Source organism: Streptomyces sp. NPDC004667 (assembly GCF_040609475.1).
Taxonomy (GTDB): Bacteria; Actinomycetota; Actinomycetes; order Streptomycetales; family Streptomycetaceae; genus Streptomyces.
This window is the reverse complement of the sequence record NZ_JBEXKC010000035.1, coordinates 35,264-59,499: the sequence shown is the minus strand read 5'-3', so window position 1 is coordinate 59,499 and position 24,236 is coordinate 35,264. Positions and strand designations below refer to the sequence as shown.

Genomic DNA, 24,236 nt, shown 5'->3' with positions numbered 1-24,236 from the left:
GACGAGCAACGTCTAGAGCGCCAGGAGGGGGGCACCGGGGGTGTTGGTGATGATCTGGTGCTGGTTCGCCTGGGCCACCCAGGCCTCCACCCGGCGCAGGTACGCGGCGACCTGCTGCCAATCCCGGTTGCCGGGGTCCTGCTGCTCCGCCTGGTCGATCCAGTCCCACACCTGCTCGGCGCCGTGGATCCGGGCCACGCAGTGCAGGTACTCGGATATGTACTTCTGGGGATAGTCCTTGTCGGACCACGCGTAACCCTGCGACGCGGAGGCGGTGACCGTCGTTTCGATACCGAACCTGAGGGTGTCGATGGGGAGGTAGAGGTCGGAAAGCAGTTCGTAGACCTGCCGCATGTCCTCCACCGCGTTCTTGAGGGGATCGTCGTACCCCTTGTGGGCGCCGTTCGCGCCGGAGAGCAGGATGGTGAGGTTCTTCGACCGCTGGCCCGGTCCGCCGAAGCACTCGTTGAGCAGGTGCCCCGCGATGAACGTCAGCTGCGGATACGCCTCCCGGGCGTCGTCGATGGCCGCGGGGAGCCGGGCATTGGAATTGGAGCGCACGTTCAGCAGGCTGAGCGGGCCCAGCACGGCGTTGGCCCAGCTGCCACCGCCACGGCTGCCGAGCGTGGGCCCCCAATTGGGGCTCACGAGGTATTCGGCGTACCGCAGGTCCTTGACCCGCACGCGCTGACGCCGCTGGGACTGGCGGCCCGCCGAGTTCGACGACGAACCGTGCCGGGCCCGCTGGACGGCGTGGCCGCTCCCTCCCGTGCCACCGGTTCCCGCATGCCCCGTCACCGCTCGCTGGAGGACGGAAGGGGCGGTCTCCGTTCCCGCGGCGAAGGCGGCTCCGTCGGCCCCCGCCATCAGCTCGGAGGGCTGGCCGGGTTCGGTGACGGTCGTTCCGTCGCCCGCGCTGACGCCCCTCTCGCGCACACCGCTGAGGTTCTCGCTGAGGTGGCTGAGTTCGTGGCCGATGAGCGCCTTGTCGCCGAGGGCCCCGGGGGGAGCGAAGATGTGCTCCCCGATCGTCATGGCCCGGGCGCCCATGGCCGCGACGGCCCGCTGCGACACGGGGTCGTCGTGGAAGCGGCCGGCGGACAGCCTGTCGTTGCGGAAGAACGGCCCCGCCTCCGCGAGCAGGGACGGGGGAAGGGCGCGGCCCGGGGTGGCCCTGGCGGCGTCGAGCAGGGCCCGCAGGCCGGTGGGGCCCGCATCCGCAGCGGCGCCGTGAGCGCGGTCTTCGCCGTCCTCGTGCCGCTCCCCGTCGGCACGGCCGTCCGCGGAGCGCTGCACCGGGGTGCCGTGCACCGGGCCGCCCTGTGACGGGCCGCCCTGTGGCGGGTGCGAGCATCCGGGACCGTGCCGGTGCCGGTCCCGGGCCCACGTGTGTCCGGCCTGCCGCAGCATCTGGACGACGGCGGCGTTCCCGGCATCGCCATGGAGGCCGAGGAGCCCGTGGGCGGGCGGCGCCGCGGAAGGGGCGCGCGTCCGTCCGGGCGCGCGCCCGCCGTCGGCCTTCCGGTCTTCGTCCCGTATCGGGGCCACGCGCGCTCCTTCGGAAGCCGGTCCGGTCGGTCCGGACCAACCTCCCACGAAGGCCGGCGGCCCACCAGGGACCCGGGGGCAGACCGGTGGGCCCATCGGGCACACGGTGAGCCCCTCGGGCCCATCGGCCTCAGGCGGGCCCGTCGGCCTCAGACAGCCCGTCGGCCTCAGACGGCGGCGGCCGAGGGGCGCTGGGGGGAGGCGGCCAGTTCCGCCATGCCCTCGGCGAAGGGGGTGCGGGGGAGCCAGCTCAGGTCCCGGCGCAGACGGGCGGAGTCGGCCGTGATGTGGCGGACGTCGCCCAGCCGGTACTCGCCGGTGACCTGCGGGGCGGGGCCGCCGTGGGCGGTGGCCAGGGCCGTGGCCATCTCGCCGATCGTGCGGGGGTCCCCGCTGCCCGTGTTGTACGGGGTGCACAGGCCGGCCGGGAGGGTGCCGGGGGACTCCAGGGCTTCCAGGGCCGCCACGTTCGCCTCCGCCACGTCCGTGACGTGGACGAAGTCCCGCCGCTGGCCCCCGTCCTCGAAGACCCGCGGGGCCTCGCCCCGGGCGAGCGCGGAGCGGAAGAAGGAGGCCACCCCCGCGTAGGGGGTGTCCCGGGGCATCCCCGGGCCGTACACGTTGTGGTAGCGCAACGACACCGCCCGCCCGTCCGTGTCGCGGGCCCACGCGGCCGCCAGGTGCTCCTGGGCCAGCTTGGTGGTGGCGTAGACGTTCCGGGGGTCGGCCGGGGCGTCCTCGGCGACCAGGCCGGGGGTGAGCTCGGCGCCGCACGCGGGGCACAGCGGCTCGAAGCGGCCCGCGTCCAGGTCGGCCGCGCGGCGGGGTCCCGGGCGGACCACCCCGTGGCGCGGGCACGCGTACCGGCCCTCCCCGTAGACCACCATCGACCCGGCCAGGACGAGTCCGCGGACCCCGGCGCGCGCCGTCTCGGCCAACAGGACCGCCGTGCCGAGGTCGTTGGCGGACACGTACGCGGGGGCGTCGGCGAAGCCCGTGCCGAGGCCGACCATCGCGGCCTGGTGGCAGACGGCGTCCACCCCGCGCAGGGCGGCCCGCACGGCCTCGGCATCGCGTACGTCACCCCGCAGGAACCCGCTGTCCGGCAGCGGGGGCGGGTCCGAGTGGGCGGCGGGGAGCAGGGAGTCGAGGACGACGGGTTCGTGGCCGTGCCGGCGCAGGGCGGTGACGATGTGCGAGCCGATGAAGCCGGCTCCTCCGGTGACGAGTACGCGCATGGACCCGACGCTACGGATCCGTCCGGCCGGACGGGGCCCGGCGCGCCCCTCCGTAAGGGTTTCGTCACTCCTGTCCCGCTGCTGGTCAACTGCTCCTGAAACCAGGGGGGCTGGCCATATTCAGGTGGTTCGAGGTGGCTTGGGAGTGCCGTAAGAAGGGCATAAGTCCGGCCCGGCCCATTCGACGGGGAGGGCCGCAGGTTCCGTCCTCAGGGGGGACTCGTGAACTACTACCTCGACGTCATCAAGCGGTACGTGGACTTCGCCGGCCGTGCCCGGCGCCAGGAATACTGGATGTTCGTCCTCTGGAACATCCCGATCGTCATCGTCCTCACGGTGCTCGACTTCGTACTCGGCACCTACCCGGTCCTCGGCTGGATCTACACCCTCGCCGTCCTCCTGCCGTCCCTCGGCCTCTCGGTGCGCCGCCTGCACGACACCGGAAAGTCCGGATGGTGGTACCTGGTGAGCTTCATCCCGTTCGTCGGCTGGATCTGGATCCTGGTCCTGATGGCCACCGAGGGTCACCCCGGAACCAACGCGTACGGACAGAACCCCAAGGAGATACGGGCCTAGGCACCGCCCGGAGGCGTCGCCCCCCCCGCCACTGACGGCGGGGGGCGACGCCTTTCGCGCGCCCCGGGCCCGCCGGGGTGACGCGCGTCTCGTCGCGCTTGCGGCAGGGGGCTGTCCGGACAGCCCCGATCACGAGATATCTTGATGTCGAGCAATGTTGCAGACGAGAGACGCAGACTGTGGAGCGGAGCATCCGGTGACTGACTCGACCATCATCTACACGCACACTGACGAGGCCCCGGCCCTCGCGACGTATTCCTTCCTGCCTGTCATCCAGGCGTACGCGTCGACGGCCGGTGTGAATGTCGAGACGCGTGACATCTCCCTGGCCGGTCGGATCATCGCCAGCTTCCCCGAGCACCTCGAGGAGAGCCAGCAGATCGCCGACGCCCTCGCCGAGCTCGGCGAACTGGCGAAGACGCCGGAAGCGAACATCATCAAGCTGCCCAACATCTCGGCCTCGATCCCGCAGCTGAAGGCCGCGGTCGCCGAGCTCCAGGGCCAGGGCTACGCGCTTCCGGACTACCCGGACGACCCGAAGACCGACGAGGAGCGCGAGATCCGCGCCCGCTACGACAAGGTCAAGGGCAGCGCCGTCAACCCGGTCCTGCGCGAGGGCAACTCCGACCGCCGCGCCCCCGCCTCGGTGAAGAACTACGCCAAGGCCCACCCGCACCGCATGGGCGCCTGGACCCCCGAGTCGAAGACGAACGTCGCCACCATGGGCGCGAACGACTTCCGCTCCACCGAGAAGTCCACCGTGATCGCCGAGGCCGGCGCGCTGCGCATCGAGCACGTCGACGCCGACGGCGCCGTCACCGTCCTGCGCGACTCCGTACCGGTGCTCGCGGGCGAGGTCGTGGACGCGTCCGTCCTGCACGTCGACGCCCTGCGCACCTTCCTCAACGACCAGATCGAGCGGGCCAAGGCCGAGGACGTCCTGTTCTCCGTGCACCTCAAGGCCACGATGATGAAGGTCTCCGACCCGATCATCTTCGGCCACGTGGTCCGCGCCTTCCTCCCGAAGACGTTCGCCCGCTACGGCGAGACCCTCGCCGCCGCCGGCCTGTCCCCCAACGACGGCCTCGGCACCATCCTGAACGGCCTGGGCGCCCTCGCCGACGGTGACGCGATCAAGGCCTCGATCGACGCCGAGATCGCCGAGGGCCCGGCCCTGGCGATGGTCGACTCCGACAAGGGCATCACCAACCTGCACGTGCCGTCCGACGTCATCGTCGACGCCTCCATGCCGGCCATGATCCGCACCTCCGGCCACATGTGGGGCCCGGACGGCGCCGAGGCCGACACCCTCGCCGTCCTCCCGGACAGCAGCTACGCGGGCGTCTACCAGGTCGTCGTCGACGACTGCCGCGCCCACGGCGCCTTCGACCCGGCCACCATGGGCTCGGTGCCGAACGTCGGCCTCATGGCCCAGAAGGCCGAGGAGTACGGCAGCCACGACAAGACCTTCGAGATCGCGAGCGCGGGCACCGTCCGCCTCGTCGACGCCGCGGGCAACACGGTCCTGGAGCAGGAGGTCGCCGCCGGCGACATCTTCCGCGCCTGCCAGACCAAGGACGCGCCGATCCAGGACTGGGTCAAGCTCGCCGTCACCCGCGCCCGCGCCACCGGCGTCCCGGCCGTCTTCTGGCTCGACGAGGGCCGCGCCCACGACGCGCAGCTGATCGCCAAGGTCAAGACGTACCTGGCCGACCACGACACCGCCGGCCTGACCATCGAGATCCTCTCCCCGGTCAAGGCCACCGCGTACTCCCTGGAGCGCATCCGCCGCGGCGAGGACACCATCTCGGTGACCGGCAACGTGCTGCGCGACTACCTGACCGACCTCTTCCCCATCCTGGAGCTGGGCACCAGCGCCAAGATGCTGTCGGTCGTCCCGCTGATGAACGGCGGCGGCCTCTTCGAGACCGGCGCCGGCGGCTCCGCCCCCAAGCACGTCCAGCAGCTGGTCAAGGAGAACTACCTGCGCTGGGACTCCCTCGGTGAGTTCCTCGCGCTGGCCGTCTCCTTCGAGCACCTCGCGACCACCACCGGCAACGCCCGCGCCCAGGTGCTGGCCGACACCCTGGACCGCGCGACCGGCACCTTCCTCAACGAGGACAAGTCGCCGAGCCGCAAGCTGGGCGGCATCGACAACCGCGGCAGCCACTTCTACCTGGCCATGTACTGGGCCCAGGAGCTGTCCCGCCAGATCGACGACCCGAAGCTCGCCGCGGCCTTCGAGCCGCTCGCCAAGACCCTGGCGGAGTCCGAGGAGACCATCGTCCGCGAGCTCATCGCGGTCCAGGGCTCCCCGGCCGAGATCGGCGGCTACTACCAGCCCGACCCGGCCAAGGCGGCCGAGATCATGCGTCCCTCCGCGACGCTGAACAAGGCGCTCGGCCTCCTCGGCTGACGCCCCCGCGCTCCACGGCTGCGCCCCGGTCGGCTTCGTGCCCGGCCGGGGCGCGGCCGTGTCCGGGCACGCCCGGGCGGAAACCCGGTTGTGCCGGAGCCGGGACGGCACGTAGGAAGTCCCCGTGATCCAAGGACCCTCGACCGGGCTGCGCGCCCGGCTCCCCGAAGACGTGCCCGTGCTCCACGCGGAGCTCTACGACGACGTCGCCACGCGCTCGCGCGCCGACACCCGGCCCTGGGCCCCGATCGCCGCCGTCGGCGGGAACTCCCCGTACGAGCCGCAGGCGTCGGACGGCGCCGCGGCCTTCTTCTCCGTGGTCGACCGGGCCTCCGGCGAACTCGCGGGCGAAGCCCTGCTGTGGGGCATCGACACCCACAATCGCAACGCCCACCTCGGCCTGTCGCTGCGCCCCGCCTTCCGGGGCCGCGGCTTCGGCACGGAGGTGGTCCAGCTGCTCTGCTCCTACGGGTTCACCGTGCGCGGGCTGCACCGCCTCCAGCTGGAGACCCTCGCGGACAACGCCCCCATGATCGCCGCGGCCCGCCGGGCGGGCTTCGCCCCGGAGGGCACCCTGCGCGGATCGGCCTGGGTGATGGGGGAGTTCCTCGACGAGGTGATCCTCGGACTGCCGGCCGCCGAGTGGAAGCCGGCCGACTGGCAGCGCTGACCGGCAGCGCTGATCGGCCCCCCCCCGCACCCGCCCGGCGTCACCCGGTGCGGGGTCCGGCCGCCACCCGGAAGCCGATGTTGCCCGCCGAGCTGTCCGGGGTGTTGCGGGTGCGGGCGGCCACCCGGTAGCGGTTGCAGTACGAGTCGTGGCACATGTGGGAGCCGCCGCGCATCGACCGCTCGGGGCCGTCCGCCGCGAACCGGTCCGCGCTCCATTCCCACACGTTGCCCACGGCCTGGTAGAGCCCGTAGCCGTTGGGCCTGAAGGACCGGGCGGGTGCGGTGCCCGCGTGGCCGTCGGCGCGCGTGTTGTGCCGGGGGAAGTCCCCGTTCCAGATGTTGCACATGTACCGCCCGCCCGGCCGCAGTTCGTCGCCCCAGGGGTAGCGGCGCTGCTCCAGCCCGCCCCGCGCCGCGTACTCCCACTCGGCCTCCGTGGGCAGCCGGGTCCCGGACCAGGCGCAGTACGCCTGCGCGTCGTTCCAGGACACGTGCACCACGGGATGGTTCTGCCGGGTGCCCAGGGAAGAGGAACCGGGCCCCTCCGGACGGCGCCAGTCGGCGCCGGAGACCGCCCGCCACCAGGGCGTCCCGGCGACCGCCGGTGAGGCGGCGGCGACCTCGGGGGCGAGGAAGCCGCCGAAGACGAAGCTGAAGCCGAAGGACTCCGCCTCCGTGACGTGCCCGGTGGCCTTCACGAAGGAGGCGAACCGGGCGTTGGTGACGGTGGTCGGGGCGATGCGGAACGCCCCGACCACCGTCTCCCGGACCGGCCCCTCCCCGTCCGCCGGGAACCCGTCCGGGTCCTCGGTGCCCATCAGGAAGCGGCCCCCCGGCAGGTCCAGCAGGTCCCGGACGGCCCGCTCCGCCGCCGGGTCCGCCGCCCGCGGGGGCGGGGGAGGCGACAGGGTGAGCGGGGCGGATCCGCGGACGGGCGCGCAGCAGGACTTCGGTGCCATGGGTCTCTCCCGGAGGGGCCGGTGGGCGGATCAGCCGGTACGGTCGGCGGCCAGCCGGGCGGCGAGCGCCGGTATCCCGAGGGCCCGTTCCTGAGCGGGGGTGGCCTGGTACAGCAGGTTCTTCAGCTGGTACGGGTCCTCGACCAGGTCGTAGTACTCGCGGAAGGAGACCTGCCCGGTGCCGGAGACCGCTCCGCTCGCGTCGGTGTGCAGGTCGTAGTACTCCGTATATTGCTTGTCCTTGGCGACGTACGAGGCCCAGGTCTTGGGCCCCCCGCCGCCCGTGCCCTGCTTCCACCACTGGACCAGCAGGTGGTCCCGGTCGGCGGCGCCGAGGAGCGAGTGGCCGTCCTGCCCGGCGGGCTGCCCGACGCCGGCCGCTTCGAGGATGGTCGGCGCGATGTCGATGTTGGCGACGATCCGGTGGTCGGTGGTTCCGGCGGCGAGCCCGCGGGCGGGCCAGGACAGGTAGAACGGCACCTCGTGGGAGGGGGAGTAGGGCACCGACTTCTTCAGCCAGCCGTGGTCGGCCCAGGTGTAGCCGTTGTCCCCGGTGAAGATGACGAGGGTGTTCTCCAACTGGCCCAGCGCCACCAGCTTGTCGCGGATGGCCTGCACCGCGTCGTCGACGGACAGCAGGCTGCGCAGCTGACGGGTGCGCACCTCGCGGGCGTCGTCCAGGGTGGCCGTGGCGTCCTGGATGAAGGGCGGTTTGTCGGAGCGGTCGGCCTCGGGGACGGAAGGGCGCCCGTTCCACGCGGGGACGGGCGTCTCGGAGTACTTGGGCGCGGGGACGTTCGGCGCGTGCGAGGCGTACGGGGTGACGTAGGCGAACCACGGGCGGCTGTCGCCGGCGGCCTTGTCGAGGAAGGCGAGCGTCTTGTTGCGGACGATGTTGGTCGTGTAGCCGTCGATCGTCTGGACGGTCCCGTTCACGTTCCAGCGGGCGTCGTTGTAGGCGGGCTGGAGGAGCGCGAACTCCTCGAAGTGCGGCGGATTGTCCGCCAGGGTCCAGGAGTTGAGGTACTTGCCGAAGAGCCCGGTGCGGTATCCGGCCTCCTTGAGGTACCGCTGCACGGTGGTGGACTGGTCCAGGCTGCGGGAGGCCGCGTTGTTGCGGACGCCGTGGTGGTGCGCGTGGCGGCCGGAGAACACCGAGGAGCGCGAGGGCGCGCACAGCGGGGTCGCGGAGTGCCCGTGGGTGAAGGTGACTCCCTGGCCGCCGAGCCAGTCGACGGTCTTCGGGATGGCCCAGTCGGTGTGCTTGGGCTGGTCGTCGGTGACGATCAGCAGGATGTTGGGGCGTGCTCCGGCGGGGCCGGCGGCGGGCGCCGCCGCCCGGGCGAGGGCCGGGGTCGCGGCCGAGGCCGCGACGGCCGCCGCACCGGCGAGGAAGCCGCGGCGGGCGACCGAGGGTATGCGGGGCGTGCTGTCGTGCTCGCTCACGAGGGTCTCCTGTACGCGCGGGGGAAGGTGACGTACGTACCCGGGCCCGCGACCGGAACGCCAGGGCCGCCGGAACCCGCAGGTCAGACCCTAGGATTCGGGGCTCCCCCACTCAATGACTCCCGTATGGCAGTCGTGTGCCGCGCGTGTGAAGCGGCGGCCGCCGCGCTCAGAGCCGGTGCACCCGCCCCTGTCCCACGGCCAGCGGGTACGCCCCGGCGGCCAGGATCCGCAGGCCGGGCGCGAGGGTGAGCAGGGTGCGCAGCCAGGACAGCGCCGCGGGGCTCAGCCGGTCGCTGTCGTCGAGGACGAGCAGCATGTCCCGTTCCGCCAGCCAGGAGGCGGCGTTCGCCGTGCCGCCGGGCGGGAAGGGCGTGCCGGGTACGCGGCCCAGCGCGGCCACCAGTTCCCCCACGCTGCCGTCCCGGGCGACGGTGACCACCGCCGTCCCGTCGCAGAAGTTGGACGAGAGCCGGCGCGCGATGTCCCGTACGAGCAGGCTCCGCGGTGCGCGGAACCGGCCCGTGACGGTGAGCACCCGGCCCCGGCGCACGGCGGTGAGCAGCATCGACAGCTCGGCGGACGTGGTCGTCAGTGTGGTGGCCGCGCCGGGCGGCCGGGAGTCCCCCATCATCACGATGCCCCCCATTGCATGCGTGACCGAGCGCGGCCACAGGGATTCTTCGAGCCGCGTGACGACGATTATGCGCCAATTCCAGGGTATGACCAGGGGAATGTCGCATTCCGTCCTGCCGGGTCGGCGGGCCGGGCCCCGGCACCGCCGCTCAGCGTTCCCTCCGGGTGATCAGCCGGTACGGCCCACCAGTTCGGCCGCCGCGGCCGGCCCGGGAAGGGCCACGGCCAGGTGCTCCAGCGGGGCATCGGACCCCACGGAGGCCCCCTGCCGGGCCCCTGCCGGGGCGAGCCCGGGCGCCGGAGCGGCCGGGGCGGCGTCCCCCGTGGCCCGGCCGAAGGCGTCCAGCGCTGCCGTCACCCACGGCGCCGCGCCGCCGTGGATCCCGTCCAGCGCGCAGGCGAGACCGAACAGCGCCCCGGGCCCGGGAAGCGGTACGGCCCGACCGGCCGCGTGGCGTGCGGCCCGGGCCCCGCTCAGTTCGATCAGCCGGTCGCAGAGGACGGTGACGGCCTCCGGCCGGCCGGCCGGCGACGAGGCGGACGGCGAGCGCGGCCATCGGGTCGCCCGCGTCGCCCGCCCCGGTTGTCCCGAACACCGACCGGGTCGGAGGGCGACGACGCGCGGCCGGGGCGCGGCCGGTCACCCCCGCGTGCAACAGCGCGGCTGCGCCACCGTCCGCCCGTAGGACGCCGTGCCCGTGCCGTCACCTCCGCACGGCTCGCCGAACTCCAGCTGGACCGCGGCCACCTGGGGCGGGCCTGCGCCACCTGGCACGAACTGCTGGACACCGTGGGCCCGTTGGAGTCGTCCCGGGTCGCCGAGGCCGCGCGCGGACTACGGGCCCGCCTCCGGGCGGCCGGAGGCAACCGCACCACCCGCGCCCTCCTCACCCGCCTGGCCCCCCGTTCAGTGCCGTGACCGTCCAGTGCCGCAGCCGCCCCGTCCCCTGACCGGCCTGTGCCGTGACCGGCAGGCCGCGCCGGGCGACGGCACCGGGGTGGCCGGATCGCCGCAGGTCCGGTGCGCGGGAAGGCCGATGGGGGCGCGCGCCGTCGCGGCCCGCGTCCCCGGGAACGGTTGTCCGCGGGCCGGGAATCCGCTCTACTGCTGTGCAGCCCCGGCCCGGGGCGCGTTCCTGGGAGGGGCTGCGAGATGACGGCGGACGGGCGGTCCCACCGGCGGAAGGACGGCCCTTCGCGGCCCTCGTCCCATCGCCGCCGGCCACGGCCGCTCGGGAAGCGGCCCCTGCTCGCCCTCCTCGTAGCCTTCCTCCTCGCCGGAGCCTGCGTCGCCACCGGCGTGCTCTGGGAGCCCTTCCGGGCCGCCGCCGGCCAGGACCGTGCCGGGCCCGGCACCGGCGCGCCCCGGTCCACCGCCGTGCCCGACGCCCAGGATCCCACCACCCCCACCGCGGGCCCCGGGAGCACGGACCCGGCTCAGGACCCGTCCGCGCCCCCCGCCCCGTACGGGGCCGGGCCGACAGCGGAGGCGCCCGCCCCGCCGGAGCCCTCCCCTTCGACCTGCCCGCACCGGCCGCGCTGCGCACCGGAGCCGCCGCCGGGAAGCTGGTGTTCGCCCACTACTTCACCCCGTACCCGCTCTCCCTGGACAACGCGAGCGCCGACTCCGACTACTACACCCGCAACTACCTCCGGCCCGACGGGGAGAACGGCAAGCACGAGCGGTACGGCGGCCTGCTGCGCGACCGCCCCCTGCCCGTCGCCCCGAAGGACGGCGACTGGGAGTACGCCAACCTCCGCCAGGAGGTGCGCACCGCCCGCGGCGCCGGCATCGACGGCTTCACCCTCGACCTGCTCTCCCTGACCGGCAGGAACCGGGAGCGCGCCGACCTCCTGATGCGGGCGGCCCACGAGGTCGACCCGGCCTTCAAGGTCATGCTGATGCCGGACATGACCTCGCTGGACACCGACGACCCCGCGGTGCTCGCCGACGCCCTCGCCGCCCTGGCCCGGTACCCCGCCGCGCACCGGCTCGGCGACGGCCGCCTCGTCGTGTCCCCGTTCAAGGCGGAGGAGAAGAGCCCGGCCTGGTGGACCCGGATGATGGACACCCTCAGGGACCGGTACGGCGTCCGCACGGCCCTCGTCCCCCTCTTCCTCGACTTCGGCGCCCACAACGAGGCCTACGCGCCGATCAGTTACGGGTTCTCCGAGTGGGGCAGCCGCAGCTACGCCGGCCAGGAGGGCGCCACCGCCGACGTGGACCGGGCGCACGGCCTCGGCAAGATCTGGATGCAGCCGGTGTCCGTCCAGGACGCCCGGCCGAACCAGGGGATCTACGACGAGGCGGGCAACACCGCCACCCTGCGGACCACCTGGACGCACGCCATCGACGACGGGGCCGACTGGGTGCAGCTGACCACCTGGAACGACTACTCGGAGGGCAGCCAGTTCGCGCCCTCCCTGCACAACGGGTACGCGTACCTGGACCTGACCTCGTACTACCTGACCCGTTTCAAGACCGGGCAGTGGCCCCGGATCGTCCGCGACACCCTGTACCTCACCTCCCGCACCCAGTTCGCCGCCTCCGGCCCGACCGGCGGCCAGTCGCTGCTGATGTCGCCGCGCAAGGGCAGCGCCGCTCCCCGGGACACCGTGGAGGTGCTCAGCTTCCTGACGGAGCCGGCCACCGTCCGCACCACCGTCGGCCCCGCCCGGGACGAGCACGCCGCGCCGGCCGGGCCGCACGCCGAACTGCTTCCGCTGAAACCGGGCACCAGCTCCGCCGAGGTGGTGCGCGACGGGAGGACGGCGGCCTCGGTGGAGCTGCCGTACCGCGTCGACGGCACGGTGGCGGTGCAGGACCTCCAGTACTACGCGGCGACCAGCGGCCGGGACGAAGCACCGCGCTGACCTCCCGCGCCCGGCCCGCGGGCGGGCGCAGCGGAGGTAGGCCACTCTGGCGGAATCGGCCCTGTCGGAGGGTGCGGCGGGACTGCATGCTCCGGGGGACACGCCCGCGGGTCCCGTGCCGGGGCCCGGGGGAGACCCGCAGCCCCACCGTGCACCCGGAGGTACCCGTGCCCGAGCCGTCCGTCCCGCCCGTCCCGCCCGTCTTCCCCGGCGGTCCGGCCCTGTTCCGGCTCGCCCCCGACGTCGCCCACCTCAACCACGGCTCCTACGGGGCCGTCCCCCTGCTCGTGAACGAGGCCCAGGAGCTGCTGCGCGCCGAGGCCCACGCCGACCCGGACGCCTTCTTCAGCGCGGTCCCCGCGCGGGTCGCCGCAGCCCGCGGGCGGATCGCCGAACGGCTCGGGGCGGACCCCGACGGCATCGCCTTCATCGCCAACGCCACCGAGGGCGCCAACCTCGCCCTCGACGCCGTGGAACTGGCCGAGGGCGACGAGATCCTCGTCACCGACCACGGCTACGGCACCGTCGTCGCGGCCGCCGCCCGCCGGGCCCCCGTCACCACCGTCGCCCTCGACCCGCACCTGCCCGACGAGGACGCCGTGTGCGAGACCGTGCTGGCCGGGCTCACCCCCCGCACCAAGGTGGCCGTCCTCGACCACGTCAGCTCGCCGACCGCCCGACTGATCGCCGGACCCCGGCTCCTCGCCGAACTGTCCGCGCGCGGGATCACCACCATCGTGGACGGGGCCCACACCCCCGGCATGCTGGCCGAGCCGATCGCCGCCGGCGCCGACTTCTGGTTCGGGAACCTGCACAAGTGGGGGTACGCCCCCTCCGGCAGCGCCCTCCTGGCCGTGGCCCCCGCCCACCGCTCCCGGGTCCGCTCCCTCTCCCCGTCCTGGGAGGACGAGCGGGGCTTCCCGTGGTCCGTCGAGTACCGCGCCACCGCCGACTACACCGGCTGGCTCGCCGCGCCCGAGGGCCTCGATCTCCTCGAACGGCTCGACGCGGCCAAGGTCCGGGCCCACAACAGCGCCCTCGCCGCCTACGGCGCGGCCCTGCTCGCGCGGATCCCCGGGCTCACCCCCCTGCCGTACACCCCGGGCCTGGCGATGCGCTCCCTGCTGCTGCCCCCCGGCACCGTCGAGACCCAGGACGACGCCCGCGCCCTGCGCGAGGAGCTCGCGGCCAGGGCCGGCATCCGGGTCCTGATCTGGCCGAGCCGGGGCGGCGGCGGCATCCGCGTCTGCGGGCAGGTCTACAACCGCGCCGAGGAGTACGAGCGCCTCGCCGAGCTCCTGCCCGCCTTCCTCAAGCGCGCCTGAGCAGGTACGTGTCCATGATCCAGCCCTTGCGGGCCCGGGCCTCGGTACGCAGCTCCTCGATCCGCCCGGCCACCTCCGCCAGCTTCCCCGAGACCAGGATCTCGTCCGGCGTGCCGACGTAGGCACCCCAGTAGATGAAGAGGTCCTGGTCGAGGTGGGCCGTGAAGGCGTGCCGCGCGTCCAGCATCACCACCACGTCGTCCACGTCCTGCGGCCAGCCCTCCGCCAGCCGCCGGCCCGTGGTGATCTGCACCGGGCGCCCGACCCGGTTCAGGTTCGTACGGTGCCGGGCCAGCAGTGCCGAGACGCTGCTGATCCCGGGCACCACCTCGTGCTCGAACTCCACCCGGCCGTGCTCCAGCACCTCGTCGAGGATCGCCAGGGTGGAGTCGTAGAGCGACGGATCGCCCCAGACCAGGAAGGCCCCGGTCTCGCCCTCCGCGAGGTCCTCGGCGATGAACCGCTCGAAGATCTCGGCCCGCGCACTGCGCCAGCCGTCCACCGTCGGCGCGTACTCGGCCGGGGTGCGGTCCCGGTCCGGATCGCGCCCCTCCACCAGCCGGTGGCCCGGCCGGGCGTGCTGCTCCAGCATGGCCCGCCGCAGCCCCGTCAGGTCCGACTTCTCCTCCCCCTTCTCCAGGATGAGGAATGCGTCCGCCGCGCCGATCGCCCGGACCGCCTGGAGGGTCAGGTGGTCCGGGTCGCCCGCGCCTATGCCGATCACTGAGAACTTCTTCACCCGGCTATTCTGCCCGTCATGCGTGCCGCCCTGTTCGTCACCTGCGTCAACGACGCGCTCTACCCGCGCACCGGCATCGCCGTCGTCCGCCTCCTGGAGCGCCTCGGCGTCGAGGTGGACTTCCCGGCGGCCCAGAGCTGCTGCGGACAGCCGCAGTACAACACCGGCTACCGGCACGAGAGCGAACCGCTGCTGCGCCGCACCGCCGAGGCCTTCGCGGGCTACGACCACGTCGTCACCCCCTCCGGATCCTGCGCCGCGATGATCCGCGAGCAGTACCCGCGCATCGGCCGCAAGGCCGCCGAGGAAGGGCGCGGGAGCGCACTCGCCGCACTGGCGGACGATCTCGTACCGCGGGTGCGCGAGCTGACCGAGTTCCTGGTGGACGTACTCGGCGTGACCGACGTCGGCGCGTACTTCCCGCACACCGTCACCTACCACCCCTCCTGCCACGGCCTGCGCTCCCTCGGGCTGGGAGACCGCCCGCGCCGGCTGCTGGCCGCGGTGAAGGGCCTGGAACTGGTCGAACTGCCCGGAGCCGACGAATGCTGCGGATTCGGCGGCACCTTCGCCCTGAAGAACCCGGACGTGTCCGCCGCCATGGGCGCCGACAAGATCCGGGCCGCCCGGGCCACCGGAGCCGAGGTGCTGTGCGGTGCCGACAACTCCTGCCTCGCCCACCTCGAAGGCACCCTGCGCCGCGCGGGCGAGCCACTGCGCACCCTGCACCTCGCCGAGATCCTGGCCGCCACGGAGGAGGAACCGCTGCGATGACCGGCACCGACCTCGGCATGCCCGCCTTCCCGTCGTTCCCCGACGCGGCCCGCGAAGCCGTACGCAACGAGGTGCTGCGCGCCAACCTGCGCCACGCCACCCACACCATCCGCGACAAACGCGCCCGCGCCGTCGCCGAACTCGACGACTGGGACCGGCTGCGCTCCGCGGGGAAGGCCGTCAAGGACCACACGCTCCGCAACCTCGACCGGTACCTCCTTCAACTGGAGGCCGCCGTCACGGCGGCGGGCGGCACCGTCCACTGGGCCGTCGACGCCGCGGAGGCCAACCGGATCGTCACCGGCCTCGTCCTCGCCACCGGCGAACGCGAGGTGGTCAAGGTCAAGTCCATGGCCACCCAGGAGATCGGCCTCAACGAGGCCCTGGAAGCGGCCGGGATCGCCGCCTACGAGACCGACCTCGCCGAACTGATCGTCCAGCTCGGCCACGACCGGCCCTCCCACATCCTCGTCCCCGCCATCCACCGCAACCGAGGCGAGATCCGGGACCTCTTCCGCACCGAGATGGGCCGCTGGGGCCGCCCGGCCCCCCAAGACCTCGGCGACGACCCGCGCGAACTCGCCGAGGCCGCCCGCCTGCACCTGCGCGAGAAGTTCCTGCGCGCCAAGGTCGCCGTCTCCGGCGCCAACTTCATGGTCGCCGAGACCGGCACCATGGTCGTCCTGGAATCCGAGGGCAACGGCCGGATGTGCCTGACCCTGCCCGAGACCCTGATCTCGGTCGTCGGCATCGAGAAGGTGGTCCCGACCTTCCGCGACCTGGAGATCTTCCTCCAGACCCTGCCGCGCTCCTCGACCGCCGAGCGGATGAACCCGTACACCACCATGTGGACCGGTACGGGGCCCTCGAAAGGGGCCGACGGCGACGGCCCCACCGCCTTCCACCTCGTCCTCCTCGACAACGGCCGCACCGACACCCTCGCCGACCCGACCGGCCGCCAGGCCCTGCGCTGCATCCGCTGCTCCGCCTGCCTCAACGTCTGCCCCGTCTACGAACGCGCCGGCGGCCACGCCTACGGCTCCGTCTACCCCGGCCCCATCGGCGCCGTCCTCAGCCCCCAACTGCGCGGCACCGTCGCCCCGATCGACGCCACCCTGCCCTACGCCTCCACCCTCTGCGGAGCCTGCTACGACGTCTGCCCCGTCGCCATCGACATCCCCGAGATCCTCGTCCACCTGCGCGAACGGGTGGTCCAGGGCGGCCCCGTGACCCGCGGCGGCGTCCGCGTCCGGATCCGGCCCGCCCACGGCCACACCGCCGAACGGGCCGCGATGCGCGCCGCCCGCCTCCTCCTCGACCGCCCCGGCGCCCTGCGCGCGGGCGAACGGCTGCTCTCCCGGGCCCGGCGGCTGCGCCCGCGCCGCCTGCCCGGACCCGGCCGGGCCTGGACCGACACCCGCGCACTGCCCGACGTACCGGCGGAGTCCTTCCGCGACTGGTGGGCCCGAGAACGGAAGTCCCCGCAGACGTGAGCAGCAAGGACCGCATCCTCTCCCGCATCCGCCGCGCCGCCACCGGCCCCGACCCCGAGGTCCCCCGCGACTACCTCCGGGCCCACGCCTCCCGCACCCCCGCCGAGCGCGTCGACCTGCTCGCCGCCCACCTCACCGAGTACCGCGCGACCGTCCACCGCACCGACGCCGACGGACTGCCGGTGCTGCTGGCACGACTCCTGTCCGCGCACACCGGCATCCTCGTCCCGCCCGGCCTGCCCCCGTACTGGCTCTCCGCGGCCGACCCGACCCGGATCCACGACCGGGCCGCCTCCACCCCGGCCGACCTGGACCGCGTCGGCGGCGTGATCACCGGTTGCGCCCTGGCCATCGCCGAGACCGGCACGATCGTCCTCGACGGCGGCCCCGACCAGGGACGCCGGCGCATCACCCTGATCCCGGACCACCACGTCTGCGTGGTGCGCGTCCCCGGCCAGGTCGTGGACTCCGTACCGCAGGCACTGGAGCGGCTGGACCCGACCCGCCCCCTGACCTGGATCTCCGGCCCCTCGGCCACCAGCGACATCGAGCTCGACCGGGTGGAGGGCGTCCACGGTCCCCGGGTCCTGGACGTGGTCCTGCTCGACGCACAATGACCGCATGCCATCCCACATCGCCCTCACCGCCCTCGTGGTCAGCGACTACGACGAGGCCATCGACTTCTACACCCGCGCCCTCGGCTTCGACCTCGTCGAGGACACCGCCCGCCCCGACGGCTCCCGCTGGGTCGTGGTCCGCCCGCCCGGCGCCACCGAGTCGGCCCTGCTGCTCGCCCGCGCCAAGGACGACGCCCAGCGCGCCCGCGTCGGTGATCAGACCGGCGGCCGCGTCGGCTTCTTCCTCTACACCGCCGACTTCGCCGCCGACCACGCCCGGATGACCGCCGAGGGCGTCCGCTTCCTGGAGGAGCCCCGCCACGAGGCGTACGGCTCCGTCGCCGTCTTCGAGGACCTCTACGGCAACCGCTGGGACCTGCTACAGCCCGCCGCCGCGTAGCCTCGGGGCCTCCACGGCGGCGTCGACCACGGCGCCGCCCTCCACCCGGCGGGCCAGCTCCCCGGCCCACCGGGCCAGCCCCGGCAGATCCATCCCGTACGCCTCCCGCACCCCGCCCAGCTGCGCCGCACCGCGCCGCAGCAGCCGGGCCCCGCCCACCGCGTTCCCCCGCGCGGCGTGCGTCAGCCCCACCGCCAGCTGCGCCATCCCCCGCCACAGCGGGGCATCGGCCCCCGGCCCCGACTTCCAGGCGTCCTCGAACACCTCGTGCGCGTGGAAGGGCATCCCGGCGTCCAGCAGCCGCTGCGCCTCCTCCACGGTCCCGGCCGGCGTACGCACCACCCCCTCGGGCTGCCGCTCCACGCCCGCGGCCCCGTACGGCAGCGGCCGCCCCAGCCCGTCACGCGGCCGCGCACTGCGCGCCCGCCCCTCACCGTCCCGATCCCGTCCGTTCACCGGGCCATCCTCCCGCGCGCCGATCACCCGTGCACGCGCACCCCTCAACGTGCGGTAATGTTCTGCATGTGCCCGCCGCGAGGGGGAAAACCCCAGGTAGGCGGCACAACGGGACGTGGCGCAGCTTGGTAGCGCACTTGACTGGGGGTCAAGGGGTCGCAGGTTCAAATCCTGTCGTCCCGACCATGCGGAAACGCAGGTCGGAGGTCGTTCTCTCAATCATGAGAGGACGGCCTTTCGTGCGTCCGGGGCCAGGGTGGTCGCAGTGCGGTCGCACGTCCCGGGCGCCAAGGTGAGGCGGATATTGAGGGCGAGCGGCCCGGAACCGGGCCGCTCGCCCTCGCCCTCAGCGGGAGGACCGCGGACGCCGGGAGGCCGCCGCGGGCCCGGGCGTCGGGTGCGTGGCGGTGAGCGCGTCGAGCAGGTGCTCGGCGTCAACCGGCACGGGCAGGGCCCGGTCGCCGAGGTCGGCGGGGGTTTCGGGGTGCGTGGGGTTGACACGTACGAGGCGTGCTCGGGGGAAGCGGCGGACGAGCTGTTCTCCGGGCCACCGGATCACCCCGGGCGTGTTGAATCCGGCGCCGAACTCCAGGACGAGCAGACGGGTGCCCGAGGGGGCCGAGGCCAGCCAGTCCTGGAGCCCGCCGTGTGCGGCGCGGTAGGGGGCGTCGACGAACTCGGGGCCGACGCGGACGTTGATCTCCACCGCGCCGCCGCAGTTCGGGCACCGGGGCAGGGCCCCGGGGTCGGTGACGGCACCGGTGCCCGGGTCGTACGCGGCGAGGAGCCGTGCGACGAGGGGCTCGCTGTCCCAGACGGCGGCGGTGCAGGGGGCGGCGCACTGGTAGCGGCCGTAGTCGCCCTGCGGGGTGAAGATCCGTTCGGGCGCGAAGCCGTTGCGGGCGAAGAGGCCGTCGACGTTGGACGTCATGACCCAGTGGTCCTTGTCACCGACCAGCGTGCGCAACTGCTGGTAGAGGGGGTTGGGGGCGGGCGAGAAGCGGATGTCGCCGATGTGCACGGCCCAGTAGCCCCAGAGCAGTTCGGGCGGCAGGGGTACGCCGACCAGGTAGCGGGAGCGCAGGCCGAGGCCGTGCAGGGCGGGGAAGAGCTCGCGGAATCGGTCCTCGTCGCCGTAGTCGTATCCGGCGGCGGCGCTCAGTCCGGCCCCGGCCGTGATCAGGACGCGGTCGGCCTCGGCGAGCCGGCCGCGCAGCGTCGCGGCGGCGCCTTCCAGGTCGAGGGCGGAGTGGTTCATCGGGGCTGGCTCCCTTCGGTCAGCGCACTGACGTAGGCGGCGCGGTCGTCGTCCGTGTACGCGTTGAAGACCACGCGGTCGAGGCGTGCGGGGTGGCGGTCGAGCCAGTCGGCCACGGCGTCCAGGGCGGTGCGTGCGGCGGGCTCCCGGGGGTAGCCGAAGACGCCGGTGCTGATGCCGCAGAACGCCACGGTGCGCAGGCCGTCCACCTCGGCGGCGAGATCGAGACAGGCTCGGTACGAGGCCGCCAGGGCCTGCTCGTGCCGCGGGAGCAGGGGGCCGTCGACGGTCGGGCCGACGGTGTGCAGGACGTAGCGGGCGGGCAGGTGGTAGCCCCGGGTGATCTTGGCGGTGCCGGTCGGCTCCGGGTGACCCTGCAGGGACATGATCGTGTGGCAGTCGGCGCGCAGGCGGGGGCCGGCCGCGGCGTGGAGGGCGTTGTCGACGCACGGGTGCATCGGGACGAAGCAGCCGAGCAGGGCGCTGTTGGCGGCGTTGACGACGGCGTCCGCCGCGAGGGTGGTGAGGTCGCCCTGCCACAGCGCCGTACGGTCGGCGGCCGGGTACGCGGTGCCGGGAACCGTGTCGCGCAGCGTGGGGAGCGATGCCGCGCCGGTGGTGGCGCCGCGGGCCGGGCGCTCGCCGGCCAGGAGCGCGTCCAGCACCAGGGCGGCCCCGGCGGGCAGCGGGTCCGGCCCCCGTACGGTCAGCACGGCGCGCAGCAGACGCCGGGCGGCGGCGTCGTCGAGCCGGTCCGCCACTCCGGGCCGCAGACCGGCCCGCCCGGCGGTCGGGTCCCCGACCAGCAGGGCGAGTGCCTCGCGGACCGGGTCGGCGGGGCGGCCGGCCGGGGCGTGCCGGGTGGCGGGCCGGAAGGGTTCGGCCAGGGCGATGGCGGTGCCGTAGGCGTCGAGCGGCAGTGCGGTGGTGTGCACGGGGGTCTCCGGGCGGCGCGCCGGCGCGTCGGGGCGGCCGGGGATCGGGATTCGGGGCTCCGGGGGTTCGGTGCTCCGGGGGGTTCGGTGTGGGCCGCGGCGACGAGGCCGCGGCCCACACTGCCGCCGATCTCAGAACAGGCCGTTGGCGTGGGGGAGTTCGGCCGGGATCGGAGCGATGACGTCCCAGTGTTCGACGATCTTGCCGTCGGCCACGCGGAAGAGGTCGTAGTACGCCACCGGGACCCCGAACTCGCCCTCGGACTGCAGCAGGACGAACTCGCCCTCGGCGATGACCCTGTGGACGGTCTTGTAGTGGAGGTTCTTGCCCTGCCCTGCCCAGCTTGCGGCGGCGGCTCCGAAACCGTCCAGGCCGTCGGCGGCCTCCGGGTTGTGCTGGTGGTAGGTCTCGGTCGAGATGTAGTCGGTGAGCACCGAGTAGTCGGCGCCGACGAGGACCTTCTGCGCGAACTCGGCGACCAGGGCGCGGTTCGCCTCGGTCGTCTCCGGCGCGGTGACCTCGGCGGGACCGTCCGTCTGCGAGCGGCCGGAGGCGGTGTGCTCGACCAGCGGGGTCAGGGCGTCCCAGTGCTCGGCGAGCTTGCCGTCGGCGTCGACGCGGAAGACGTCGAAGGCGACCAGCGGCTCGGGGCCGAAGCCGTGGTACGTGCCGTGCAGGGCCACCAGATCGCCGTCGGCGATCACCCGGGCCCCCTCGTAACGGAAACCCTCCGGCAGACCGGAGACCAGTCGGCGCAGGGCCTCGGGGCCGTCGGCGGCCAGGGCGCTGTGCTGCCGGTAGTCGGCGGCGACCCAGCGGTCCACCGTACTCGGGTCCTGCCGGCCGAACAGCTCGCCGGCGGCGGACAGGACGGTGCTCTTGGCGGTGCTCTTGGCGTTGCTCATGGTGGATCGGCTCCCAGCGGGGTCGGGTCTTGGGCGGAGGGTCGGGGGACGGTCGTCTTCGGACGCCGGTCGAGTGCGGCCGCTGTCTGCTCTTGTTGCTTTCCGACATCGTCCGGAGGCCGGACGGGCTGACCTCTCCAACGTAGGGGCTCTCAACTGGTGGAATCGGATAGGCTGGCGACTCGTTATGGTCAAAAAGCGACACGATGTCGATCGCGGCATCTCGGAGATCTCCTTCGCCGCACCCGTCGGCACCCCGGCAGGCGTCGAAGTGCTGCCCCTGGCGGACCTGAGCCGGCGCGTTCCCGCGCAGCGGCTCACCGCTCCCCAGCGGCCGGACTTCCACCACCTGCTCACCCTCACCGGCGGAACCCTGTCGCACACGGTCGACTTCACCGCCTACGCCCTCGACCCCGGCTCGTGGCTCTGGGTGCGCCCCGGTCAGGTCCAGCAGTGGGGCGACCTCACGCACGCCGAAGGCACCCTGGTCCTGTTCCGACCGGACTTCCTCGACCCGGCCACCACCGAAGGCGCCCGCCTGGAAGACCCGCACGCACCGATCCTGCGCCGTCCCCTCCCTGACGACGTCGCGGCCCTGAGGCTGGCCACCGACCACCTCACTGCCGAGTTCCACGCACTCGGACGCCTGCCCCTGGAGGTCCACACCGCGGCCCTGCGCCACCTGCTGGCCGTCCTCGTCCTGCGCCTGGCCCACCTCACCGCGCCCGCCGGCAGTCCCGCACCCGAGCCCGATGCCACCTACCTGCGCTTCCGTGAAGCCGTGGAGAAGGACTTCACCCGCACCCGCCGGGTGGAGGACTACGCCGAGGCGCTCGGCTACTCGGCCCGCACCCTCTCCCGCGCCACCCTCGCCACCGCCGGCCTCGGCGCCAAGGAGTTCATCGACCGTCGCGTCGTCCTCGAAGCCAAGCGGCTCCTGGCCCACAGCGACCGGACGGCCGCCCGCATCGCCGACCACCTCGGCTTCTCCAGCGCGACCCACTTCAGCAAGTACTTCCATCAGCGCACCGGACAGACCCCGATCACCTTCCGCGACACGGTCCGCGGGCACTCCGGGAGCTGAAGCCCCGCCCCCTGGAAGCGGCCGCGTTCCTTCGGGGCCGACCAGGGGTGAAACGGGACTCCCTGACGGGATCCGGTCAGGAGGTTCCCGGCCGTGGTGCGCGGACCTGTTCGGCGATCCATGGTTCCGCGAACCTCGTCCACGCGGCGGCTTGGCCGGCACCCTCGGCCAGGCCGAGGCTGTGGGGGCCGTGGGGGAAGACGTGCACGGTGTGCGGCACTTCGTGCGCGGCCAGCGCCGATGCCAGGCGGTAGGTGTGCTCCGGTGGGACGTAGGCGTCCTCGGCGGTGTGCCAGAGGAAGAAGGGCGGAGCCTCCCTGGCCACCAGTGAGTCGAGGGAGGTTTCGCGGCGCCGGTGCGGTGGGGCGTCTTCGCCGAGCAGGATCAGCCGCGCGGGCCGGTAGGTCTCGGTCTCCATCGAGGTGATCGCGTAGCCGAGGACGGCGAACTGGACGGACTCACGCGGATCGTCGGCGGGTGTGAGTGCGGCGAGGCCCGCGAGATGCCCGCCGGCGGAGAAGCCGACCACGCCGATGCGGTCCGCTCCCCGTTCGCGCCTGCGGCGGATCTCGGCCCGCAGGGCCAGGAGGGGTTGGGGATGCCGAACGTGCAGGGGGTAGCGGAAGACGCTCGCGGACAGCCCCAGCGCGGAGAGCCAGGCAACGATCGGCTCCGCCTCGTGCGGGGCGTGCACGGCGTAGCCACCGCCCGGCAGGACGATGAGATGGGTCGTCGGGGTGTGCACGTGAGCGCTCCTAGAACCAGGCGCCCACGGCGGCGGCGACCGGGTCGGCCCCCGGCTCGCGCAGGGCGTAGATCCTCCTCGCGCCGACCCACAGGAGGGTCTTGCCGTAGGGGAGGCCCGGGTGGCGGTCGATCATCGTGTGGAAGAACTCCGTCGCGGAGGAGCACTCCTTCAGAGCAGCTTCGGCATCGTCGAGGTACCGGCGGGTCTCGGCGATGACGCGGATGGCGTCGTCGTCCAGGTCCTTGTTCTTGTGCCCGGCGACGATGGTGCGGGGCGCGAGGGCCTCGACCGTGCTGATGGCGCCCCGCCAGGCATCCAGGCCGCCTTCGGCCGACTCGCCGATGTACATGTGGGCGCCGTTGTAGAGCGCGTCACCGGCGATCACGAGGCCGAGGTCCGGGACGTGGACGACGCTGGTCTGCTCGGTGTCGGTGTGGCCGACCTCGACGAGGTGCAGGTCGTGCCCTTCGAGGGTGAGGGTGTTGCCGGGGACGGTGACGGCGGTGACCGCGGTGTCGGGGATCTGGCCGGGCCAGAGCTTGTCCCAGGCGAAGGGCCTCGCTTCCACGTTGCCGTGCATGACGGCGATGGTGCCGGCGGTGGCCACGACGGGCGCGTCGAACCGCTGGGCGAACTCCTCGTCGCCGAACCAGTGGTCGCCGTGGCCGTGGGTGGCGATGATCGCGATGATGTTCTTCCCGCTCGCGGCCACCCATGCGGCGACCTCCTCGATCTGGCCCGCGGTGAACGGCGGGTCGACGAGGACGGCGTCCCGCTCGCCGTGGACGAGGGTGGTCGAGATCGGCTGGAAGGTGCGCCGCTCGCCGTTCGGCAGGGGTTCGGTGACGCTGATCGGCATCGGGTCGGATACGTAGACGGAATAGCCGAGAGACTGCGTGTTCATGAGTGTTGACCCTTCTGCTGCGTCGGCGTCGGCGTCGGCGTCGGCGTTGAGCGGGCCGGTGGCCGGGCTCGGGCTGTGGTCGGTGCCGTGGATCGGCCGCCGGAGTCTTCGGTCCGCTGGTCGATCCGGCTGCCGCGGAGCGGCGTCGAGCCGGGCATGGGCGTATGACCGTGTCATGGGGATCTCCCCGCTTGACTCCGTCAAGGTATAGCGATCGCTTTACCTGATGCCG

The 24,236-nt window shown here is 73.5% G+C and carries 24 protein-coding genes and 1 tRNA gene; 12 read left to right on the top strand and 13 right to left on the bottom strand.

The features are described 5' to 3' along the window. Positions 1-12: 12 nt before the first annotated feature. Both ABZW32_RS20620 and ABZW32_RS20615 read right to left on the bottom strand, forming a co-directional pair. Positions 13-1,548 carry a DUF4157 domain-containing protein gene (locus tag ABZW32_RS20620; protein ID WP_356217829.1) on the bottom strand — a complete coding sequence of 512 codons (1,536 nt, stop codon included), beginning with the start codon at positions 1,546-1,548 and terminating at the stop codon, positions 13-15. 167 nt (positions 1,549-1,715) lie between these two features. After that, on the bottom strand, positions 1,716-2,786 hold the full coding sequence (locus ABZW32_RS20615; protein ID WP_356217828.1) for an NAD-dependent epimerase/dehydratase family protein: 1,071 nt from the start codon (positions 2,784-2,786) through the stop codon (positions 1,716-1,718). A 222-nt stretch (positions 2,787-3,008) separates the two neighbouring features. Between ABZW32_RS20615 and ABZW32_RS20610 the strand changes: the two genes are divergently transcribed. The 3 genes from ABZW32_RS20610 (at position 3,009) to ABZW32_RS20600 (ending at position 6,448) form a co-directional block, all read left to right on the top strand. After that, entirely contained in the window at positions 3,009-3,362 is a 354-nt protein-coding gene (locus tag ABZW32_RS20610; RefSeq protein WP_356217826.1) for a DUF805 domain-containing protein, read from the top strand. A gap of 196 nt (positions 3,363-3,558) precedes the next feature. Beyond that, positions 3,559-5,778, top strand: a complete 2,220-nt coding sequence (locus tag ABZW32_RS20605; RefSeq protein ID WP_356217824.1) for an NADP-dependent isocitrate dehydrogenase — start codon at positions 3,559-3,561, stop codon at positions 5,776-5,778. Between the two features lie 124 nt (positions 5,779-5,902). Continuing rightward, complete coding sequence (locus ABZW32_RS20600) at positions 5,903-6,448, top strand: GNAT family protein (RefSeq protein ID WP_356217822.1); 546 nt, start codon at positions 5,903-5,905, stop codon at positions 6,446-6,448. Between the two features lie 40 nt (positions 6,449-6,488). Here the strand turns inward: ABZW32_RS20600 and ABZW32_RS20595 are convergent, their stop codons facing one another. From ABZW32_RS20595 to ABZW32_RS20580, 4 genes are all read right to left on the bottom strand, one after another. Next, positions 6,489-7,409: a formylglycine-generating enzyme family protein gene (locus ABZW32_RS20595; protein WP_356217820.1), complete on the bottom strand. Its 921-nt coding sequence runs from the start codon at positions 7,407-7,409 to the stop codon at positions 6,489-6,491. A 30-nt stretch (positions 7,410-7,439) separates the two neighbouring features. Then, complete coding sequence (locus tag ABZW32_RS20590; RefSeq protein WP_356217818.1) at positions 7,440-8,855, bottom strand: sulfatase; 1,416 nt, start codon at positions 8,853-8,855, stop codon at positions 7,440-7,442. Between the two features lie 169 nt (positions 8,856-9,024). Beyond that, complete coding sequence (locus ABZW32_RS20585; RefSeq protein ID WP_356217816.1) at positions 9,025-9,504, bottom strand: hypothetical protein; 480 nt, start codon at positions 9,502-9,504, stop codon at positions 9,025-9,027. 156 nt (positions 9,505-9,660) lie between these two features. After that, positions 9,661-9,849 (bottom strand): hypothetical protein, encoded by a 189-nt coding sequence (locus tag ABZW32_RS20580; RefSeq protein ID WP_356217814.1) that lies wholly within the window; start codon positions 9,847-9,849, stop codon positions 9,661-9,663. 225 nt (positions 9,850-10,074) lie between these two features. Between ABZW32_RS20580 and ABZW32_RS20575 the strand changes: the two genes are divergently transcribed. The 3 genes from ABZW32_RS20575 (at position 10,075) to ABZW32_RS20565 (ending at position 13,690) form a co-directional block, all read left to right on the top strand. Continuing rightward, positions 10,075-10,410: a hypothetical protein gene (locus tag ABZW32_RS20575; protein WP_356217812.1), complete on the top strand. Its 336-nt coding sequence runs from the start codon at positions 10,075-10,077 to the stop codon at positions 10,408-10,410. Positions 10,411-11,060: 650 nt separating this feature from the next. Beyond that, a complete protein-coding gene (locus tag ABZW32_RS20570; RefSeq protein WP_356217810.1) occupies positions 11,061-12,365 on the top strand; it encodes a glycoside hydrolase family 71 protein in 1,305 nt (434 codons plus the stop codon). Positions 12,366-12,532: 167 nt separating this feature from the next. Beyond that, the gene (locus ABZW32_RS20565; RefSeq protein ID WP_356217808.1) at positions 12,533-13,690 is read left to right on the top strand and encodes an aminotransferase class V-fold PLP-dependent enzyme; all 1,158 of its coding nucleotides are present in this window, start codon (positions 12,533-12,535) and stop codon (positions 13,688-13,690) included. Here the strand turns inward: ABZW32_RS20565 and cobF are convergent. Continuing rightward, positions 13,677-14,429: a precorrin-6A synthase (deacetylating) gene (gene cobF / locus ABZW32_RS20560; RefSeq protein WP_266843950.1), complete on the bottom strand. Its 753-nt coding sequence runs from the start codon at positions 14,427-14,429 to the stop codon at positions 13,677-13,679. The two genes, ABZW32_RS20565 and cobF, sit on opposite strands and share 14 nt — an antisense overlap. Before the next feature lie 18 nt (positions 14,430-14,447). Here cobF and ABZW32_RS20555 point away from each other — a divergent pair, with 18 nt between their 5' ends. The 4 genes from ABZW32_RS20555 to ABZW32_RS20540 are packed head-to-tail and all read left to right on the top strand — an operon-like array spanning position 14,448 to position 17,713. After that, positions 14,448-15,203 carry a (Fe-S)-binding protein gene (locus tag ABZW32_RS20555; protein ID WP_356217807.1) on the top strand — a complete coding sequence of 252 codons (756 nt, stop codon included), beginning with the start codon at positions 14,448-14,450 and terminating at the stop codon, positions 15,201-15,203. Then, positions 15,200-16,696 carry a lactate utilization protein B gene (locus tag ABZW32_RS20550; RefSeq protein WP_356217805.1) on the top strand — a complete coding sequence of 499 codons (1,497 nt, stop codon included), beginning with the start codon at positions 15,200-15,202 and terminating at the stop codon, positions 16,694-16,696. Before ABZW32_RS20555 ends, ABZW32_RS20550 begins: the two co-directional genes overlap by 4 nt. Then, positions 16,693-17,313: an LUD domain-containing protein gene (locus ABZW32_RS20545; protein ID WP_356217803.1), complete on the top strand. Its 621-nt coding sequence runs from the start codon at positions 16,693-16,695 to the stop codon at positions 17,311-17,313. Before ABZW32_RS20550 ends, ABZW32_RS20545 begins: the two co-directional genes overlap by 4 nt. Positions 17,314-17,317: 4 nt before the next feature. Next, positions 17,318-17,713, top strand: a complete 396-nt coding sequence (locus tag ABZW32_RS20540; RefSeq protein ID WP_266843956.1) for a VOC family protein — start codon at positions 17,318-17,320, stop codon at positions 17,711-17,713. Here ABZW32_RS20540 and ABZW32_RS20535 read toward each other — a convergent pair. Then, complete coding sequence (locus ABZW32_RS20535) at positions 17,693-18,169, bottom strand: DUF309 domain-containing protein (protein WP_356217801.1); 477 nt, start codon at positions 18,167-18,169, stop codon at positions 17,693-17,695. The two genes, ABZW32_RS20540 and ABZW32_RS20535, sit on opposite strands and share 21 nt — an antisense overlap. A gap of 109 nt (positions 18,170-18,278) precedes the next feature. Between ABZW32_RS20535 and ABZW32_RS20530 the strand changes: the two genes are divergently transcribed. Further along, a tRNA-Pro gene (locus ABZW32_RS20530) sits at positions 18,279-18,355 on the top strand. 160 nt (positions 18,356-18,515) lie between these two features. On the opposite strand, the gene ABZW32_RS20525 is transcribed toward ABZW32_RS20530, so the two are convergent. The 3 genes from ABZW32_RS20525 to ABZW32_RS20515 all read right to left on the bottom strand — a co-directional run bounded on the left by ABZW32_RS20525 (position 18,516) and on the right by ABZW32_RS20515 (position 21,268). Further along, a complete protein-coding gene (locus tag ABZW32_RS20525; RefSeq protein WP_356217799.1) occupies positions 18,516-19,427 on the bottom strand; it encodes an NAD-dependent protein deacetylase of SIR2 family in 912 nt (303 codons plus the stop codon). Beyond that, the gene (locus ABZW32_RS20520; RefSeq protein WP_356217797.1) at positions 19,424-20,362 is read right to left on the bottom strand and encodes a macro domain-containing protein; all 939 of its coding nucleotides are present in this window, start codon (positions 20,360-20,362) and stop codon (positions 19,424-19,426) included. The genes ABZW32_RS20525 and ABZW32_RS20520 overlap by 4 nt, the downstream gene beginning before the upstream one ends. 132 nt (positions 20,363-20,494) lie before the next feature. Continuing rightward, positions 20,495-21,268 (bottom strand): nuclear transport factor 2 family protein, encoded by a 774-nt coding sequence (locus ABZW32_RS20515; RefSeq protein ID WP_356217795.1) that lies wholly within the window; start codon positions 21,266-21,268, stop codon positions 20,495-20,497. 187 nt (positions 21,269-21,455) lie between these two features. On the opposite strand from ABZW32_RS20515, the gene ABZW32_RS20510 reads away from it, so the two are divergent. Next, positions 21,456-22,352 (top strand): helix-turn-helix transcriptional regulator, encoded by an 897-nt coding sequence (locus ABZW32_RS20510; RefSeq protein WP_356217793.1) that lies wholly within the window; start codon positions 21,456-21,458, stop codon positions 22,350-22,352. Between the two features lie 76 nt (positions 22,353-22,428). Here ABZW32_RS20510 and ABZW32_RS20505 read toward each other — a convergent pair whose 3' ends face one another. Both ABZW32_RS20505 and ABZW32_RS20500 read right to left on the bottom strand, forming a co-directional pair. Continuing rightward, entirely contained in the window at positions 22,429-23,097 is a 669-nt protein-coding gene (locus ABZW32_RS20505) for a prolyl oligopeptidase family serine peptidase (protein ID WP_356217791.1), read from the bottom strand. A gap of 10 nt (positions 23,098-23,107) precedes the next feature. Beyond that, the gene (locus ABZW32_RS20500) at positions 23,108-24,004 is read right to left on the bottom strand and encodes an MBL fold metallo-hydrolase (protein WP_356217789.1); all 897 of its coding nucleotides are present in this window, start codon (positions 24,002-24,004) and stop codon (positions 23,108-23,110) included. Between the last annotated feature and the right edge of the window lie 232 nt (positions 24,005-24,236).

What these genes read in the sequence shown, in the direction of transcription:
- ABZW32_RS20615 (WP_356217828.1), bottom strand. Translation starts at nt 2,786, where the DNA reads ATGCGCGTACTCGTCACCGGAGGAGCCGGCTTCATCGGCTCGCACATC.
- ABZW32_RS20595 (WP_356217820.1), bottom strand. Translation starts at nt 7,409, where the DNA reads ATGGCACCGAAGTCCTGCTGCGCGCCCGTCCGCGGATCCGCCCCGCTC.
- ABZW32_RS20585 (WP_356217816.1), bottom strand. Translation starts at nt 9,504, where the DNA reads ATGGGGGGCATCGTGATGATGGGGGACTCCCGGCCGCCCGGCGCGGCC.
- ABZW32_RS20555 (WP_356217807.1), top strand. Translation starts at nt 14,448, where the DNA reads ATGCGTGCCGCCCTGTTCGTCACCTGCGTCAACGACGCGCTCTACCCG.
- ABZW32_RS20550 (WP_356217805.1), top strand. Translation starts at nt 15,200, where the DNA reads ATGACCGGCACCGACCTCGGCATGCCCGCCTTCCCGTCGTTCCCCGAC.
- ABZW32_RS20540 (WP_266843956.1), top strand. Translation starts at nt 17,318, where the DNA reads ATGCCATCCCACATCGCCCTCACCGCCCTCGTGGTCAGCGACTACGAC.
- ABZW32_RS20525 (WP_356217799.1), bottom strand. Translation starts at nt 19,427, where the DNA reads ATGAACCACTCCGCCCTCGACCTGGAAGGCGCCGCCGCGACGCTGCGC.
- ABZW32_RS20515 (WP_356217795.1), bottom strand. Translation starts at nt 21,268, where the DNA reads ATGAGCAACGCCAAGAGCACCGCCAAGAGCACCGTCCTGTCCGCCGCC.
- ABZW32_RS20510 (WP_356217793.1), top strand. Translation starts at nt 21,456, where the DNA reads ATGGTCAAAAAGCGACACGATGTCGATCGCGGCATCTCGGAGATCTCC.
- ABZW32_RS20500 (WP_356217789.1), bottom strand. Translation starts at nt 24,004, where the DNA reads ATGAACACGCAGTCTCTCGGCTATTCCGTCTACGTATCCGACCCGATG.